Annotated in this window: 16 protein-coding genes; 8 read left to right on the top strand and 8 right to left on the bottom strand. The window is 53.3% G+C overall.

Annotated elements, in window-relative coordinates:
* Window position 1: 1 nt before the first annotated feature.
* Window positions 2-1,303 carry a cytochrome-c peroxidase gene (locus tag G7G_RS0115570; protein WP_010442367.1) on the top strand — a complete coding sequence of 434 codons (1,302 nt, stop codon included), beginning with the start codon at window positions 2-4 and terminating at the stop codon, window positions 1,301-1,303.
* Here the strand turns inward: G7G_RS0115570 and G7G_RS0115575 are convergent, their stop codons facing one another.
* Together G7G_RS0115575 and G7G_RS0115580 are read right to left on the bottom strand one after the other, a co-directional pair.
* On the bottom strand, window positions 1,304-2,815 hold the full coding sequence (locus tag G7G_RS0115575; protein WP_010442368.1) for a CRTAC1 family protein: 1,512 nt from the start codon (window positions 2,813-2,815) through the stop codon (window positions 1,304-1,306).
* A complete protein-coding gene (locus G7G_RS0115580) occupies window positions 2,805-4,022 on the bottom strand; it encodes an ROK family transcriptional regulator (RefSeq protein ID WP_010442369.1) in 1,218 nt (405 codons plus the stop codon). Before G7G_RS0115580 ends, G7G_RS0115575 begins: the two co-directional genes overlap by 11 nt.
* A 151-nt stretch (window positions 4,023-4,173) precedes the next feature.
* Between G7G_RS0115580 and xylF the strand changes: the two genes are divergently transcribed.
* The 4 genes from xylF to xylA all read left to right on the top strand — a co-directional run bounded on the left by xylF (window position 4,174) and on the right by xylA (window position 8,675).
* On the top strand, window positions 4,174-5,193 hold the full coding sequence (gene xylF, locus G7G_RS0115585) for a D-xylose ABC transporter substrate-binding protein (RefSeq protein WP_029622078.1): 1,020 nt from the start codon (window positions 4,174-4,176) through the stop codon (window positions 5,191-5,193).
* Between the two features lie 63 nt (window positions 5,194-5,256).
* Window positions 5,257-6,555, top strand: coding sequence for a sugar ABC transporter permease (locus G7G_RS0115590; protein WP_010442371.1), 1,299 nt, complete (start codon window positions 5,257-5,259; stop codon window positions 6,553-6,555).
* Entirely contained in the window at window positions 6,555-7,358 is an 804-nt protein-coding gene (locus tag G7G_RS0115595) for an ATP-binding cassette domain-containing protein (RefSeq protein WP_010442372.1), read from the top strand. Before G7G_RS0115590 ends, G7G_RS0115595 begins: the two co-directional genes overlap by 1 nt.
* 9 nt (window positions 7,359-7,367) lie before the next feature.
* A complete protein-coding gene (gene xylA, locus G7G_RS0115600) occupies window positions 7,368-8,675 on the top strand; it encodes a xylose isomerase (protein ID WP_010442373.1) in 1,308 nt (435 codons plus the stop codon).
* A gap of 1,014 nt (window positions 8,676-9,689) precedes the next feature.
* Here the strand turns inward: xylA and G7G_RS0115605 are convergent.
* The gene (locus G7G_RS0115605; RefSeq protein WP_029622080.1) at window positions 9,690-10,049 is read right to left on the bottom strand and encodes a group I truncated hemoglobin; all 360 of its coding nucleotides are present in this window, start codon (window positions 10,047-10,049) and stop codon (window positions 9,690-9,692) included.
* 152 nt (window positions 10,050-10,201) lie between these two features.
* On the opposite strand from G7G_RS0115605, the gene G7G_RS0115610 reads away from it, so the two are divergent.
* Entirely contained in the window at window positions 10,202-11,662 is a 1,461-nt protein-coding gene (locus tag G7G_RS0115610) for a catalase (protein WP_029622082.1), read from the top strand.
* Between the two features lie 170 nt (window positions 11,663-11,832).
* Here the strand turns inward: G7G_RS0115610 and G7G_RS0115615 are convergent, their stop codons facing one another.
* Window positions 11,833-12,357: a redoxin domain-containing protein gene (locus tag G7G_RS0115615; RefSeq protein ID WP_010442376.1), complete on the bottom strand. Its 525-nt coding sequence runs from the start codon at window positions 12,355-12,357 to the stop codon at window positions 11,833-11,835.
* A gap of 58 nt (window positions 12,358-12,415) precedes the next feature.
* The gene (locus tag G7G_RS0115620) at window positions 12,416-13,165 is read right to left on the bottom strand and encodes a hypothetical protein (RefSeq protein ID WP_010442377.1); all 750 of its coding nucleotides are present in this window, start codon (window positions 13,163-13,165) and stop codon (window positions 12,416-12,418) included.
* Between the two features lie 86 nt (window positions 13,166-13,251).
* On the opposite strand from G7G_RS0115620, the gene G7G_RS0115625 reads away from it, so the two are divergent.
* Entirely contained in the window at window positions 13,252-13,797 is a 546-nt protein-coding gene (locus G7G_RS0115625) for a MarR family winged helix-turn-helix transcriptional regulator (RefSeq protein ID WP_010442378.1), read from the top strand.
* The gene (locus G7G_RS0115630; protein ID WP_010442379.1) at window positions 13,794-14,492 is read left to right on the top strand and encodes an MOSC domain-containing protein; all 699 of its coding nucleotides are present in this window, start codon (window positions 13,794-13,796) and stop codon (window positions 14,490-14,492) included. Before G7G_RS0115625 ends, G7G_RS0115630 begins: the two co-directional genes overlap by 4 nt.
* Before the next feature lie 770 nt (window positions 14,493-15,262).
* Here the strand turns inward: G7G_RS0115630 and G7G_RS23175 are convergent.
* From G7G_RS23175 to G7G_RS0115645, 3 genes are all read right to left on the bottom strand, one after another.
* On the bottom strand, window positions 15,263-15,532 hold the full coding sequence (locus G7G_RS23175) for a transposase (protein WP_337999045.1): 270 nt from the start codon (window positions 15,530-15,532) through the stop codon (window positions 15,263-15,265).
* Between the two features lie 97 nt (window positions 15,533-15,629).
* Entirely contained in the window at window positions 15,630-16,541 is a 912-nt protein-coding gene (locus G7G_RS0115640) for an amidohydrolase family protein (RefSeq protein ID WP_010442380.1), read from the bottom strand.
* A complete protein-coding gene (locus tag G7G_RS0115645) occupies window positions 16,538-17,539 on the bottom strand; it encodes a nuclear transport factor 2 family protein (protein WP_010442381.1) in 1,002 nt (333 codons plus the stop codon). The genes G7G_RS0115640 and G7G_RS0115645 overlap by 4 nt, the downstream gene beginning before the upstream one ends.
* Between the last annotated feature and the right edge of the window lie 39 nt (window positions 17,540-17,578).

Below are 17,578 nucleotides of genomic sequence, written 5' to 3' on the forward strand. Positions count from 1 at the left end.
CATGAGAGCAGTTTCGCTATTCTTGGCTTTCGGATTAGCAATCTCTGTGGTGGGTGGCGCGGGTGCCCAATCGCTTGGTCCTTTGCCGGAGTTCCTCGAACCCGACTTTGCAAGTGCTGAGCTGGGGCGTTTGCTGTTTTATGACCCGATCTTGTCTGGCAACAAGAATATCAGCTGCGCGACCTGTCATCATCCCAGGCTTGGCACGTCCGACGGTGTTTCCCTTGGTATCGGGGAAGGGGGAATTGGGTTGGGTCCAGAGCGGACATTGGACCCAGAGAACACCCCGGAACAACGTATTCCTCGAAACTCACCAGGGCTTTGGAACCTCGGAGCCACTGAGTTCACGACGTTTTTCCACGATGGGCGACTAGAGGCAGACCCAACGCAACCTGATGGTATCAGAACCCCGTTGGGTACTCATATGCGGTCTGGTTTCAATTCAGCGCTGGCCGCACAGGCCATGTTCCCGGTTTTGTCGCCAGACGAAATGGCGGGTCACTATTCTGAGAATGACGTGAGCAAAGCGGTTCGCCTCGGATTTCTAACACAGCAAGGCGGTGCGTGGGATCTGATTGCAGAACGTGTTGCGGCCATTCCAGAGTACGAGCAGAGGTTTGAGGACTTAGCGCCGGATGATGGAATTACGTTCACGGCAATTGCCAATGTAATCGCGGACTTTATCGCATTCGAGTGGCGTGCGGATAACAGCCCGTTCGATCGCGCGATGCGAGGTGAGGCCGCGCTTTCAGAAGAAGCCGAGATTGGGATGGGCTTGTTTTATGGAAAAGCTGGTTGCAGCAACTGCCACTCGGGCTGGTTCCAGACCGATCACAAGTTTCATTCGATTGCAATGCCGCAGATCGGCCCGGGAAAGGCGGCGCGATTTGAAAACCATGTCAGGGACGACGGGCGTCTTCGCGTGACCGGTGATCCCGACGACGCGTTTGCTTTCCGCACGCCATCTTTGCGCAACGTGACCCTAACTGCTCCGTACGGACATAACGGAGCTTATGCCGACCTTGAAGATATTGTGCGCCACCATCTGGACCCGGTAGCGTCCTTGCGAAACTACTCGATCGAGAGGGCCACCTTGCCGGACTTCCCCGGCTTTGACGACCAAAGAGCAATGTCGGATAATCAGAACTTGGGTGCGATTGCCAAAAGCAACAGCTTGTCGAAAGTAAGCCTGACGGATCAGGAAATTGACGCTCTTCTCAGTTTTCTTAAAAGTCTTGAGGATCCGGCGCAGCGACTAGGTGTACCTGACCAAGTTCCAAGCGGGCTGCCGGTCGACAAGTAATCAGCGTCGAATTCGGATGATTTGGTTGGAGGGGTATTCCCGCCACTCGCTTTTCGCTCCATCCGGCCAGATCATTCGAACCTTCGCCTTGTCTTCCTTCCCAAGTCCAAAATGATGAAAACCGGCGATACCACCTGCGTGGCCGCCGCCGACTGTAAGTTCGCGGGTCTGACCGCCTTGCGAAGTTATAACCTCAATAAATCCACCAATTGCTGCGCGATTGGATTGATCCTGAGCGACATCCAGCAAGAGCCAATCTCCACCTGGTGAAGTGTTCTGACTGACTTCGAGCTCAGAACCTCGGTTGACGACCACCAGATCCAGCTTCCCATCGTTGTTCAGGTCAGCAAGCGCCGCGCCACGAGACTTAGCCATCGAAGCAGCACCGGCATCTGCTGCAGCTTCAATAAACTGACCGTCGGAGTTCTGTAGTAGTAGGTTATTGGGATCGTTCAGAGCCGCATCGGGCATCTGTTCTACGTTTCCCTTGGCCACGAATATATCGTCCCGGCCGTCGTTGTTGACGTCGCCAAACTGTGCGTGCCACCCGGTGGATGGCCTTCCGTCTCCACCGAGATGCGGTCTATGAGCGGTCGTACCCTTATCGTAAGTTGTATCGCGCCAGGTCGGTCCGTTTGTCACTGGGTCAAAAATCTGGAGTTTCTGGTCACCCATCGAAGTCAGATAAACTTCGGGAAATCCATCTCCTGTAAGGTCGCGAGAGGCGATCCCCATTCCCCAGATCGAAAATGGAAGCCAGCCTTCGTCTTCCGAGTATTGCCGAGGCTCAGGCTCCATCGCCCATAACTGCTCGTGACCGCCGCGAACATAGTAGTGACGGTCATTGCTGATGCGAAGATCAGCGCGGCCAGTTCGAGCCCAGTCCGAAAACAAAATAGAAAGTGAGCAGTAGCCGGGCTCAAGATGCAGTGGCTCGTGATACAAGTCGCCTTCTGGGCGGTACAAAAGGGTTGGTCCGCAGGATTCAAAAGGACCTTCGGGATCAAACCGATCAACATAGGTGCCAAACGCCAAGGTCGGTAACGTTTGCCCGCTTTCCCATGTTGCCGAGAACCCTGTGGTCCAGTGATCCTCGGACTGAAACCCGAGTTCAGTGAAAGGGCTGAATTGGCAGTCGTGATGGCCCCGAAGAAGCAGGTCTGGGCCAACACGCAAAATCGCCAGATCCATTACGCCGTCGCTATCAACATCAAGAGGGTAGGTGCCGGACACACCGGCCAGCGAAAGATCTTCAGGCGTCTTTGCCTGAAATGCTATCTGTTCCTTCGAGGTATTGATGAACAGTTGAGACCGGTTGGAACCGCCAGCCAAAAAGAGTTCTGGCAGCGAGTCCCCATTGCAATCGAAAACGGCCACACCACCGCCGACAAAATGCTCCCACCCGCCATCATAGACGTGTCTTGGCACATCCATCTTTTCAAATTCAGGAGTATCAGCGCCCGCATTCGCAACTGTGGCCAAAGCCGCAATTATCGCAAACTCAAGGCGCATTCGACGTCAGCTCCTTGACCTTTAGAATCGAGACTTGCTCAATTCCATAGGCTGCTGCCCCTTTAGCCCACATCATGTCGCCCCAGTGATGAACTTTGATCTGGGGCAAAGGTGCATCGACATTCACAACGCCGTTCCGAATGCGGGTCATAACTTCGCTGGAACACAAATGTTCAAAGCTCATTTGTGCCCCCGAGACGATAATGCACTCTGGGTCAAACAAGTTGATCAGGTTGGAAATTCCGAGGCCAAACATCTGACCTGCGCGGGCAAGCACCGACGAAGCTCTGTCGTCGCCTGAGTTGGCGCGGTCATGTATTTCGGAAACGGATTCCATGTCGTTGGTATGACCGGTGACTGTCATCTCACGGAGCAGGGCATAGTCACCCACATAGGCTTCAAGACACCCGCGTTGACCGCATTGGCAAAGGGCCCCGTCAAGCTGAACTTTGGTGTGCCCAAACTCAGCGCCACAGCCTCGTTCTCCACGGTATAGTTTGCCGTCCAATACGATGCCAAGGCCAACACCGTGTTCGATCGTAACGACGAGGAAGTTCTCTAAACCCTTGCCCAGGCCAAAAAGCTGTTCGGCCTTGGCGACAAGATTGGCATCGTTGTCAACGAATGCGGGGCAGGGCAGTTTATTTGAAAGCAGGTGGCTGAAGTCAATATTTCTCTCGGTAATTGAAGAAGACCAGTGGACAAAATTCCTGTTTGCGTCGACCAGTCCGGCCACCCCGATAGAAACACCTGCCAAATGTGCGACGGAACGGTCGATCTGACTGCAGGTCTCTTCAAGAGCTTCGCGGATCGCCGATACAAATTTTTGCGGCGACATTCTGGCTTGATCCAGAGCATATTTATGGGATGCGACTTCGTTACCTTCAAAGTCGACCAAGATAACTGAGATTACTTGCCGAGCTACTTTGAGGCCGGCCACAAGGTGCATCTGGCCGTCCAATTGCAGCAATACTCTGGGTCTGCCTCTCTTTCCCGACTTGGACTGTGCCTGGCTTTCAGTCTCTTTGACCAACCCGGCCGAGATGAGATCAGCCGTGGCTGCGGTGACGGTCGCAGGGCTGGTTTGCAAGGCGGATGCAATATCGATCCGCGAGACGGACCCCTTGGCTCTGATGTGCTCCAATACCCGTATGCGGGTCGTATTTCTTTGTTCCAAAGAAACCGGAGAGGCTTTGCTTTTCAGCATTTTGTCCTCGCGAATCTTGCTGTTGGTCCAATCTATTTGAATTTGACTGCCTCTTGTAGAGTAAATATTTTACCGACTGAAATAAATATGGTATTGAAATTTGTGAGAGCCGCGAATCGAAATGCGATGGCTCGGCAAATGGGAGGAAATCATGAAAAGAATTCTCAGCTTTTCGGCTGTGGCCACTTTGTTGGCTTCGACCGCATTCGCAGAGCCAGTGGTCGGCGTAAGCTGGTCGAACTTTCAGGAAGAACGTTGGAAAACGGATGAGGCGGCCATAAAATCGGCACTTGAAGCTGGCGGTGCCGAGTACATTTCGGCAGACGCCCAATCATCGTCGGCAAAGCAGCTGTCGGACATTGAAAGCCTGATCGCCCAAGGCGTGGACGCGCTGATCATTCTGGCGCAGGACGCGCAGGCCATCGGGCCAGCGGTTCAGGCTGCGGCGGACGAAGGTATCCCTGTGATTGCCTATGACCGCCTGATCGAAGACGACCGAGCATTTTATCTGACCTTCGACAATGTCGAAGTCGGCAGAATGCAGGCCCGCGCTGTATTTGAGGCCATGCCGAAAGGCAATTATGTCATGATCAAAGGCTCTCCCACGGATCCAAATGCGGACTTCCTGCGGGGTGGTCAGCAAGAGATCATCGGCGCAGCTGTTGACAGCGGTGACATAGTAATCGTTGGTGAGGCTTATACGGATGGCTGGTTACCGGCGAACGCGCAGCGGAACATGGAACAAATCCTGACCGCGAACGAGAACAACGTGGATGCAGTCGTTGCGTCGAATGACGGTACTGCAGGCGGTGTTGTTGCTGCGCTGACCGCACAGGGCATGGAAGGCATTCCGGTTTCCGGTCAGGACGGCGACCACGCAGCATTGAACCGTGTCGCACTGGGTACGCAGACGGTTTCGGTTTGGAAGGATGCTCGCGAACTCGGAAAGGCCGCTGGCGAAATCGCTGTCACATTGAGCGGTGGTACAAGCCCTGCTGATGTCGAAGGCGCAGTTAGCTGGACATCACCGGGTGGGACCGAGATGAACTCGGTTTTCCTGGCGCCTGTTCCAATAACTAAGGACAACTTGTCCGTGGTTGTTGATGCCGGATGGATCCCGCTGGAAGATCTTTGCCAAGGCGTTGAAAACGGACCTGCCCCTTGTAACTAAACCACTCAGCCCTGGGCCTCTTAGTCTGGGCCTGGGGCAAATGCTGAATATGAAAGATCGGAAATGACCGAAACTTCGTCTCAGCCGATACCTGAAAAAGCGAAACCCAGCCTGTTCCAGCAACTGGAACTGGACATGCGACTTTTGGGAATGATCGGCGCGTTTGTCATCCTGTGTATCGGGTTCAACATCTTCACGGACGGACGGTTCTTGACGCCTCGGAACCTGTTCAATCTCTCCATCCAGACGGTTTCAGTGGCCATTATGGCGTGCGGAATGGTGTTCATTATCGTCACTCGCCACATCGACTTGTCGGTAGGAGCGCTGCTGGCAACAACCTCAGCCGTAATGGCAATGACGCAAACCGAGCTTTTGCCGCAAATACTTGGGATGGGATTGAACAATCCTGCAACTTGGGCGATCACCATTGTAGTCGGGCTGTTTGTCGGCACGCTGATTGGTGCGTTTCATGGCTGGATGGTTGGCTACCTGACGATACCGGCCTTCATTGTCACGCTTGGTGGATTTCTGGTTTGGCGAAACGTGGCGTGGTATTTGACCAGCGGCCAGACGATTGGTCCTCTGGATAGTACATTCCTGATGTTTGGCGGGACCAACGGTACGTTGGGAACGACGACAAGCTGGCTGTTTGGGCTTTTCGCTACTGCGGTTGCCATCTGGGCTTTGTGGAGTGGCCGACGCGCAAAAGCGGCACATGGCTTCCCTGTGAAACCTGTTTGGGCCGAGGCCACTCTGGCCGGGATAATCGCAATTGCCATCCTTGGGTACGTTTACATCGTAAACAGTTACGCCATTCCGACGCGCCGGCTGCAACGCATGTTCGAAGCGCGCGGAGAGACAATGCCAGAGGGGCTGGTCGTCGGATACGGCATACCGATTTCTGTACTCATCCTAATCATCGTGGCCGTCACGCTGACAATTGTGGCGCGGAAAACCAAGTTCGGCCGATACATCTTTGCTACTGGCGGCAACCCGGATGCGGCAGAGCTTTCGGGCATCAACACTCGGCTGCTGACTGTGAAGATTTTTGCGCTGATGGGTTTCCTGTGCGCCGTATCCGCCGTGGTCGCCTCGGCCCGTCTGGCAAACCATTCGAACGACATTGGTACGCTCGACGAACTACGGGTTATTGCCGCTGCAGTGATCGGAGGAACCGCATTGTCTGGTGGCATCGGCACCATATACGGCGCGATCCTTGGCGCATTGATCATGCAGGCGCTGCAATCGGGCATGGCAATGGTTGGCGTAGACGCACCGTTTCAGAACATAGTCGTCGGCAGCGTCCTCGTGTTGGCCGTCTATATCGATATCGTTTACCGTAAGCGACTGGGGGCCAAGTGATGCAAGCTCAGGATACTCAGAAAAGACTTTCCGGCACTGGGCGCGGTTCAGGCGCACCGCCATTGGTCGAGATGCGCGACATCTCGATTTCCTTCGGTGGGATCAAGGCCGTCGACCATGTTTCAGTCGATCTCTATCCGGGTGAAGTCGTCGGTTTGCTAGGCCATAACGGGGCCGGAAAGTCCACGTTGATAAAGGTATTGTCCGGCGCCTATCAGATGGACCACGGCGAGATTCTGATTGATGGCAAGTCGGTCGAGATTGACAATCCCCGTGATGCGCGGGCGAATAACATCGAAACGATCTATCAGACGCTCGCATTGGCCGACAATTTGGACGCGACTTCGAACCTTTTCTTGGGGCGCGAGATGACGACGCCGTTCGGGTTGGTCAACGACGCAGCCATGGAGGCCGAATGCCGAAAGATAATGGCGCAGCTCAATCCGAACTTTCAGAAGTTCAATGATCCGGTCTCCGCCTTGTCGGGTGGGCAAAGGCAATCAGTGGCGATCGCTCGGGCTGTCTACTTCAACGCACGCATTCTGATCATGGACGAGCCGACAGCGGCACTTGGGCCACATGAAACGCAGATGGTGGCGGATCTGATTCACCAACTGAAGGCACAAGGCATCGGGATATTTCTGATCGATCACGATGTGCATGCCGTTATGGAGCTGTGTGACCGCGCCTCGGTCATGAAGAACGGGAAATTGGTCGGGACGGTCGATATCGCAGACGTCACTGACGACGATCTTTTGTCGATGATCATTCTCGGCAAACAGCCAGCACAAAAAGCAGAGTAGGGGGCAGAAATGCCAAGTGGATTTTTTGAAGGGATCGAAAAGATCCGGTTTGAAGGCGCGGACAGCGACAACCCGCTGGCATTCCACCATTATAATCCGGACGAGATTGTCATAGGAAAGCGCATGGAGGACCATCTGCGGTTTGCTGTGGCCTGGTGGCATTCATTCGCGTGGGAGGGCGGAGACCCCTTTGGTGGACCTACGTTCGAACGCCCATGGTATCCTCAGGACGATATGGGCCGGGCCCGCCAGAAGGCAGATATTGCATTCGAATTGTTTGAGCTTTTGGGGCAGCCATTCTTTTGCTGGCACGACGCTGATATCCGGCCCGAACAGGGAAATTTCGCCGATAACTTGCGCACATTGGAAGAAATCACCGACTATATCGGTGAAAAGATGCAAGTTTCTGGCAACAAACTGCTTTGGGGTACGGCCAATATGTTCAGTCATCGTCGCTGGATGTCTGGCGCCAGTACCAATCCTGATCCCGACGTTTTTGCGTTCGCTGCAGCGACAGTGAAATCCTGCATGGATGCAACTCACAAATTAGGCGGTGAAAACTATGTTCTGTGGGGTGGTCGTGAGGGCTACGAAACTCTTCTGAACACGGACCTGAAAACTGAATTGGACCACATGGGCCGTTTTCTGAACATGGTCGTAGAGTACAAACACAAGATCGGGTTCAAAGGCACCATTCTGGTGGAGCCGAAACCTCAGGAGCCTTCCAAGCATCAGTACGACTATGATGTAGCTACTTGCATCGGATTTCTCAGGAAGTACGGTTTGGAGAACGATGTGAAGCTGAATCTCGAGCAGGGCCACGCGATCCTTGCCGGGCATAGCTTTGAGCATGAAATTGCGGTTGCGACTGCTGAAGGGATGCTGGGTTCGATTGATATGAACCGCAACGACTACCAATCTGGATGGGATACAGACCAGTTTCCGAACAATACACCGGAAGTTGCCCTAGCTTACTATTACATCCTGAAGGCTGGTGGTTTTAACACCGGCGGCACAAATTTCGACGCCAAAATTCGCCGGCAATCGATTGACGCTGTCGATCTGGTGGCGGCTCATATCGGCGGAATGGACATATGCGCACGGGGTTTGAAAGCAGCAGCTGCAATGATTGAAGATGGAGGCTTGGAAAACGTGCTTTCGCAACGGTATTCCGGTTGGAAGTCTCCCAAAGCGGAGTCCATGTTAAGCAGTAGCCTGGATGAAATTTCCGCGCGCGTTTTAAATGAAGGAATAAACCCAGAGCCGCAATCTGGACGCCAGGAAATAATAGAGAATTATGTGAACAGATTTGTCTAACTGCCAAACTTGGGTGTTTTCCACTGTTGTCAAAAGTCACGCCATGCCGCCCTTGGTGCTGAGGACACTAAGGGAGGTTTTGTTTATAACCCATCCATAAAGACAAAACCTTTCCTTGTTCTGGTCAAGCGGCCGCAATTCTTTTGGGGTCACAAATGCTTGACGTGTGGGTCATAATTGAATGACGTGATTGACCGATTTAATGAGGTTTTGGCCGTCGATTGGGTCAAATATCAGTGACGTTCCACACGGTGGTTGCAGTAGCGCGCCATTCAAGACTCTGTCCGGTGATGACCGCAGTGCGGACTTTGCTGCCGTCAGTGTTTGCCCGAAGCCAAGTTTTTGACTCTTGCAACTCCTGCCCAAGGCGAACATCTGGGCTGCCGTAAATGCACGAATGAATTTTTTCAAGGTTTCTTGGAGTCGCTGGAACAACACCTCAAACTCATTTGGTGCAGGCTACTCGAACAACTTGGTCCGCCTCGCATTTGTTTCTCTTGGTGCAATCGCCTTCAGAATTTCTACCGCTCTCATAGACACACATTGGTGGTTTCGTTGACCAACCCTGCTTCGTGGTGCATTCATCTTTGCCCGTGCATTGCGAACCCCCACAAGTTTTGGGGTGCCATTGTCTGAGCGACTGATATGTTTTCCATTCACTTGGACAAGTTCTGCCGGGAAAAGAACATACCGCTTCTGCATTTATCATTTCGGTTAACCCTCCGGCGTTGCTACACTCCACCGCTGTGGCTGCCGCACCGATAGTGGCTGAAACTGCCACAGCAAGGAAGAAAGTTCCTGCAGATAGTTTTACCATATAGCACACCGCTTTTTTCCCAACGCGATCATACGCAGTACGACAGCAAGAATAAGACCAAGAAAAAGCTCTCTGCCTCACTGTCAATTGGTACCATCAGTGGACGTTCAACAAGACCCGAGCGATACCTGCTCCACCCAAAAATAATCTAATGACCGAATTTTCACTTTTCTGTGTGCACTCCGTTCACGCAATACTCAAATCCCAACGACTTGCCCTTTGAGGTTATATAGAATGTACAAGACTTCCTCTTGCTCCTGTTGACCAACGTCGTTTGCCTTTAGTGCGTTCACGGCGTCATCCAATACTGCGACAAACTCGTCTCCACTGATGTTCATGTGCCGATGCGCGCTAGCCATATCCTTGCCTGCATAGATCTCAGGTCCACCAGAACCAGTAATAAAGAAGTCCCCCGCCATTTGCTTGAGGTGCTTCATATCACTTCCTGCAAATCGAGCAGAGACAACTGGGTTTTTGGAGTGATTGTCCACCAGCGTGTCAACTATTCGCCGAATACCATCCGTCCCTCCCAGACGATCATAAAGTGTCGCAGACATTGTCTATCCTTTTTTATCGGCGTTTCTCAGACGCTAGCACGGTACTCTAATTGGGGCCAAATCTATTGCATTTTGGCTACGCAATTGATCGTAGCTCACCTTGAAAAACGCTGAACACTTTGGGCTCGAAGTGGACGTTCTCAGCGCGCAGGATCAATGACTGCTATCCGGCGATTACCGCGTTTGGCGCGCCAGTGCCCGACAACCAAAACACTCTGACGGCGGGGCCGCGTGGTCCTGCGCTGCTTCAGGATGTCTGGTTTCTTGAGAAGATGGCTCATTTTGTTCGCGAAGTGATCCCCGAACGCCGGATGCATGCCAAAGGGTCCGGCGCTTACGGTACGTTCACAGTGACCCACGACATCACACGCTATACACGCGCCAAATTGTTCTCTGATGTTGGCAAGATGACGGATCTCTTCCTGCGCTTTTCGACCGTTGCAGGAGAACGCGGTGCGGCGGACGCGGAACGGGACATTCGCGGCTTTGCAGTCAAGTTTTACACCGAGGAAGGAAACTGGGATCTGGTGGGCAATAACACTCCAGTGTTTTTCCTTCGCGACCCGTTGAAGTTTCCCGATCTTAACCACGCGGTCAAACGCGATCCGCGGACCAACATGCGCAGTGCGGATAACAACTGGGATTTCTGGACCAGCCTTCCCGAAGCATTGCTTCAGGTGACGATTGTTATGTCTGATCGCGGCATTCCCGCAACCTACCGGCACATGCACGGCTTTGGCAGCCACACATTCAGCCTTATCAACTCGGATAACGAACGTTTCTGGGTCAAATTCCATTTCAAAACCCAGCAGGGGATCAAAAACCTTACCGACGAAGAAGCCGCGCAAATCATCTCTGGTGACCGTGAAAGCCATCAGCGTGATCTTTACGATGCTATCGAAGACGGTGATTTTCCCAAATGGACGCTCTACGTCCAAGTTATGCCAGAGAAGGATGCGGGTACATATCACCTCAACCCATTTGATCTGACCAAGGTTTGGCCGCATGGGGACTATCCGCTGATTGAGGTTGGCGAACTGGAATTGAACCGCAACCCCGAGAACTACTTTGCCGAAGTGGAACAGGCCGCCTTTGCGCCTTCTACAATTGTACCTGGTATCAGCTTTTCGCCGGACAAAATGTTGCAGGGACGTCTGTTTTCCTATGGCGACACTCAGCGGTATCGGTTGGGTGTCAACCATTCCCAGATCCCGGTGAATGCGCCGCGTTGCCCGTATCATTCCTACCATCGTGATGGAGCGATGAGGGTCGACGGCAATGCCGGATCTCGGATTGGCTATGAACCCAATATGCATGGCGAATGGTCCGAGCAACCGGATTTCTCTGAACCACCTTTGTCCATCGAAGGTGCTGCGGATCACTGGAACCACCGCGAGGATGATGACTATTTCTCGCAACCCGGTGATTTGTTCCGCCTGATGACGCCGGAGCAGCAAAAAGTGTTGTTCGCAAACACTGCCCGCGCGATTGGCGCTGCAAGGAAGGAAATTCAGATCCGTCACATATCGAACTGTCTCAAGGCCGATCCTGGTTATGGTGCCGGTGTGGCAAGCGCGCTTGGTTTGAGCATCGAGTGTGTAGACCTGGCATAAAAACAATTGGCAAGTCCCCCGATCTTTTAGGACTTGCCAGACGCTGTGGGTTGTTGGGTAGCGAGCACTGTTTGGTGTTTTTGGGCTTTTCGTCGCCGTGTAAGACAAAACTACGGTTTGGCGATGGCGCTTGGAAAAAACGATTTCCATATGTGGGCACCTTGGCCCGATCACACATTGCAGCTACCTGGTTTGCATTCGCTTTGATCAACAGTGACGGTGCCGCATTTGGTCGACACGACCTCCTGTGTCAGAAGACTGCCAATCTCGGACCCCAATTGAAGTTCCGAAACCTGACCAAGGTGATGCGCAACGATCTGCCCCGCCTGATCTAAAAGGACAAGGCTTGGTGTGCCGCGCATGCCAAAGCGAGACATCGTGTTTGGCAACGGTCCTGCGCCCTGTTTGTCCACGCCGACAGGGAACGTGATGCGATATTCCTGCAGGAAAGCTTGCAAAGACACCGGTGTCATAGCGTTGTGATGCTCGAACACGGTGTGCAGGCCAATTACGGCTACCTTCTCTTCAGGAAACGTCCTCTGAATCGACTGCGCCAGGGGAATACCGTGCAGGACACATCCTGGGCAAAGCATTTGAAAGGCCTCAATGACGACAACCCGTCCTTTTAGGTTATCTAGGGTTAGGGGCGTGTCTGTGTTGAACCATTCCGTGACGTCTAACTCTGGTGCTTGCATTTTCTTTGTCCTCAGGAGCAGGCAGCCGCCGTGGGTTCGGCGGCTGGGCGATCGAATGTTAGTAAATCTTGCCCGGCAGGCTCAGTTCGCCAGATGCGACGTCAAAAACATCTGTGACGCACAGCAAGGGAGCATGGATATTAGCGTTCACACGCAAGGCCGAAGTGACGCCATCGTAAGCGACACCTTCCAGTTCGACGTCGCTGGCGAAGCCTGCGTTCACCGAGATTTCAGGGCCGTCGAACAAAGGCGTAAACCCAGGGCTATCCAGAAAGATCGGAAACCCAGGCCATGTCGCAGGTAACTTGGGTGACGAACCTTCGGGGATGTCACGTACGGCAAGCGCGTCGGGTCCGCACGCTTCGGTCGGAGTCAACACTACCCAGTGGCTGTGCCATTCGATGCCGTCATTGGCCGGGTCTCCGTCGCCGTTTTCGTCAAAAAGCGGTGTGTCATCAAAATCTGGATGACTGGTTGCGGCCATTGCAAGGATGCCTGTGCCGCCTTCGAACCCAACGGCCGAAGGGTCCAAAGACGTAGGCCAGACATATGACCAGACGTCTGAACCACCGACCTCTCCGGTTGCCGCCGGAACCGAGACACCAGCCGATCCATTCGTGGTCATGTGGAAAGTGACCGTGTTTCCATTGCGGTGCGCGTGCGCGGCCAGAATGTCAAAATCCGCGACTTTACTGGCGTCAGCAGAAGATATGATCGCGCCATCCTGATGAATGGCATGGTTCCCATCAGCAAGAGCTGTGCTGCCGATGAGCAGAGCCAAAGTAGAAGTGAGCGTTGAAAGTTTCATGGGTGCCTCCAATAAAAAGATAGCGAGTCGCTACTATTATTAGAAATACATTGCAACGATAATTTCGAGTCGCTACTAAAAGTGTTATGAACACAGATCATCGCATACGCACACTGATCAACCGTCTGGCCCGGATTGATGCTTCCGAAGGATGGGCGGGAGATCTGAACCCGACTCAGAGGATGGCGCTCGAGTACCTCTCTGAGGCGAACATGTTCTCGCGCTCGCCGTCGCATGTCGCAGAATACATCGGTACAACCCGTGGAACGATGTCACAGACGCTCAAGGCTTTGGCGCGCAAAGGCTATGTAGAAGAGCACCGCAAAGAACACGATCAGCGGTCGATTTCCTACGAACTCACAAAAGAAGGGGCCGAGATCGTACGTCAGCCAAATCCTGTTGCTCAGGCAATTGGAGATATGCCCTTAGAAAACCAAGCCATGCTTGAGCAGGGGCTGATGCAAGGCCTCAGTCTGGCTTTGGCCATAAATGGAGGCCGGTCCTTCGGACAATGCAAATCCTGCGCCCATCATGATGTCACGACGGAAAACGGTTTTTGCAAATTGTTGGGTGTTTCATTGGAGCCCGGCGAAAAAGACAAGATCTGCATTGAGCACGAGGAAGCTAAATGAACCGTCCAGAACTGTCGGCAATCGTCGACGGCCTCTTTTTTGGAGCCATCAGAGATCGATGGGAGGGAAAGCCGCCATCTGCCATTCAGAAAGACCGGATGGACGGGCGGCAAGCCATTACCTCGCTTGGATTTTCCGGGGACGCTCAGGCGGACCTGATCGTGCATGGCGGCAAAGACAAAGCCATCCATCATTATGATTTCGGTCACTATTCAGCTTGGCAAGTAGAGAACCTAATGGCACGCGGCACAATGCCCGCGGCGTTTGGCGAGAACATTTCTACCACGGGACTGAATGAGGAAAACCTCTGCATCGGCGACATCCTGTTACTCGGGACGGCGGTAGTTCAAATTAGCCAGGGGCGGCAGCCGTGCTGGAAACTTGGGCTACATACGGGGCGCAAAGAAATGCCTTACCAGTTCCAGAAGACGGGCCGGACCGGATGGTATTACCGCGTGCTCCAACCTGGCGGAGTTGGCGCCGGTGATCGGATCACCTTGGCTGAAAGGCCAAATCCCAATTGGTCTGTATTGGCTGTTACACGCGCACGGCTGACTCGTCGCATTCTGCCGGAAGATGCCGAGGTTTTGTCTCAGATGGAAGAACTTGCTGAAGGTTGGCGACAAGCTTTTAGCCGAATGGCTGATGGCAATGCCAAGGAGGATACATCGGCAAGGCTTGGAGACACCGGCTAAGACACCCAACGCGGCGTTCAGTCGTGACATAGTTTCCTCGAACTTAGTAACCTTCTCAACTCCATGATGGTCAAATCCGCGTTTGTCAGTCGCTGGGTGGAACAGGCAAGAAATGAGACATCAACTTCAGCATCGATGAAATGCCATTAATCGCCTTGGGCCAGAAATGCTTGATGTTTGGGTCAAAATTGAATGACGTGATTCACTCATTTGCTGAGGTTTTAGCTGTCGGCTGAGGCAAATTTTAGTGACGTTCCACAGTGCTCGTATAATGCGACACATAGTTCTGTTACCAGCGACAGAACCCTGCCATTTTCGCCTCACTTCCTTCATCCAGCACCTATACATTTCATTGAACCTGACTTCCTTTTAGGAAAATCAGGGCTGATTTGCAGATCAGACGCCGAAGGCGCCTGTTCTTGCTGATCTGCCACGTGGCGAACACGGATGGGGGCGAGGCAATGCTATTCGACAATGGTGGTGCGGCCTGCGGGCGGAGCTGAGGACACGGTGTTGTCTAATAGGGTTACCCGACGGGGAAGGCAGCGTCTTACCCCTGACGGCCAGAGGCGTTTGGCTTGTCCAAATCCCGCGACCCCAAAAACAAATGCGGCGGTGCTAGCCGCGCCGGTTCTTTTTGCGCCAGAACGCGTTGTTATTCTAATGAATCGGGCGGGAAGCGGTCCTTCGCTGCGAGCGTGGGATTGAATTGACGTTATCGCTGAAAGCGGACATTCATCGTCAATATTGCTCCTGCTAAGTTGCTAGGGTCAGGACCCGTTCTTGTTGCATAGCCAGAACATGACGGTCTCGGTGAGCGCGATGGCTGAGAGGAATACCTTTGCGCACCTGTCGTATCGGGTTGCGACACGCCGCCCGTCCTTGAGTCTACTGAACATGATCTCGATCTTGTTGCGGCGTTTGTATCGGCGCTTGTCGTAATTGACGGTGGTTCTGCGCTGCTTTTGACCTGGGATACAGGCGCGTATCCCTTTTGCGATACATCCCTTTGGACATTGTGTGCCATTAAAAGAACTCATGACCAGGCATTCGACCTTGAGTTACGGTGAGTCATCGGATTGCTTTATCGATGCGGGACAATGGTTTAATTTTTTGCAACCAAACCCTCAGTCTGCACTAGCGATTCAAAATTGAATCTGCCTCCCAAGGAACCTCAAGGTCATAAAATCTTATAGCAGTTTCGCTGAATACCGCCGAATGCGATTCAGCGGGAACCAGATCGCGGTAAACCTCCGCCAAAGTGGCATAGTCGCCATAGAGTTTATCTACTGGAAAATTGGAGCCAAACATGACCCTCTTAGGCCCAAATTGTTCAAGGCATTCATCCACGATCGGTCGAATGCTATCTAGGGTCCAGTTGTGATCGAACATTCCCAAACCTGAGAGTTTACACGAAACATTAGGCAGATTGGACAGCGCGCGTAGATTTTGAGCCCATTCCTTCAGGCCCGCGGGGCTGCGGTCATGCGGCGATCCGGCGTGGCATAGTGCAACACGAATATCCGGCGCCAGCGCCAGCACTCGGGCGGTCTTTTTCATGAGTTCGGGAACGAGTTGCAGATCAAAACTGAGATTGCATATTCCGGCTTCTTTTAAACCGATCAGGAATTGTGGATCGTCCAGTAGTGCATTGGTGCCTGTCTGTGCGTCCTCTCCGGGTGCGCGGCCAACGATCTGGCGCACGCCACGCACAGTCGGAAGGGTCTGAAACGTGTCGAGCTGGGCGGATAGTTCGGTTGAAGTCAGATCACAATACACAACCTGCGCCATCGGCCAGTCTGAATTGGCATCGGCGACAGATTGAACCCATCTAGCTTCGTCAAGGCCGTTTTCTGCTCCCACCTGAATATGGATCGACGCACCGATGCCGCAGGGCGCGGCTTCGGACTGGAACTCGCTCAGCTGGTAATTCCGTTGAATCGGCGTTGGGTCGCCGAAGAACCTTTCCACCCCGCGTGCCATCAGCCAAGGGTAGTATACTGCCTCGAGGTCCCAAAGGTGGTGATGTGCGTCGATCCAATGAGTCATGTTCGCGGCACCTCTGCCATTCGGGCCAGAATATCGACACCTTGTTGTTTCCAAAAGTGGAGGAGGTCAATGAAGATCCAGTTTTCGGCCAGTTTGTCCCCGGAACGCCGGTAGATATCGATCACCCTGAATTCGCCGGTTTTACCGGTGGCGGGCATGCCCATGAAACCTCCCGTGGGACGCGCGGTGAAGTTCGGCCACCCAAAGAAACCACCATAGTGACCTTCGGCCATGCGGCAGATGTGTTTGGTTTTTGAGCGATCCGCAAACGAGGACCGGAAAGGCCCGGCATGTTGTTTTGCATAGCGTTCAATTGTGTAAGTCGCCCCGATGCCCGATGGGCCCCACCAGATCATATCCTCACACCAGGTACGGCGCAGTTCGTCCACAAGACTCAAACCGCTGTCCCAGCGACCGAGATCGGAAATCATTGCGTTAATGGCCGCTAAGGTTTTCTCGCCTTCTACGGCAGGCTGTGGGCCGAACATCAACCCATCGTGAGTCATCGGTCCGGGCTGAACCAGCTGCGCGGCCGTCTGAGGAGGGAAGGGTTGTAATCCCGCCTGCATCATCAGGTGCGGGATGTCAAAATACATCGCGGTCTCGGTGATTTTGCCGTTCTCGATCTTGTTGAACTCGCAATATCGCAGGAAGACCATCTTGTGTGTCGGGGGAATGCCCAGCCAGTTTTTGTCGAACAAACCCATCAAATGACCCATCGACACAACCCAGACCGAGCTGTGCCCTTCGATCTCATTCGCGCCCGCCATGAACACATCCATCCGGCGCTGCAAACCTGTTAGGCTCGACCACAGAGGGAGCCAGAATTTTTGGACTACATCATCGATTCCGGTCAGTTCGTTGAAGGGATGGAATCCTCGCCATAAAAGCCCTTTCTCGCAATAGCTCGAGAGTGTTTCTGCGATGGCCGGGTCCTTGGATCGACTCAGCGCGTCGTAGAAGCCGAGGACAACCTTCTTCTCGGGTTCATAGGACATATTGTTAACTTTCAGTATGTTAGGAGATAGTGCGCATCG

Source organism: Ruegeria conchae (assembly GCF_000192475.1).
GTDB lineage: Bacteria > Pseudomonadota > Alphaproteobacteria > Rhodobacterales > Rhodobacteraceae > Ruegeria > Ruegeria conchae.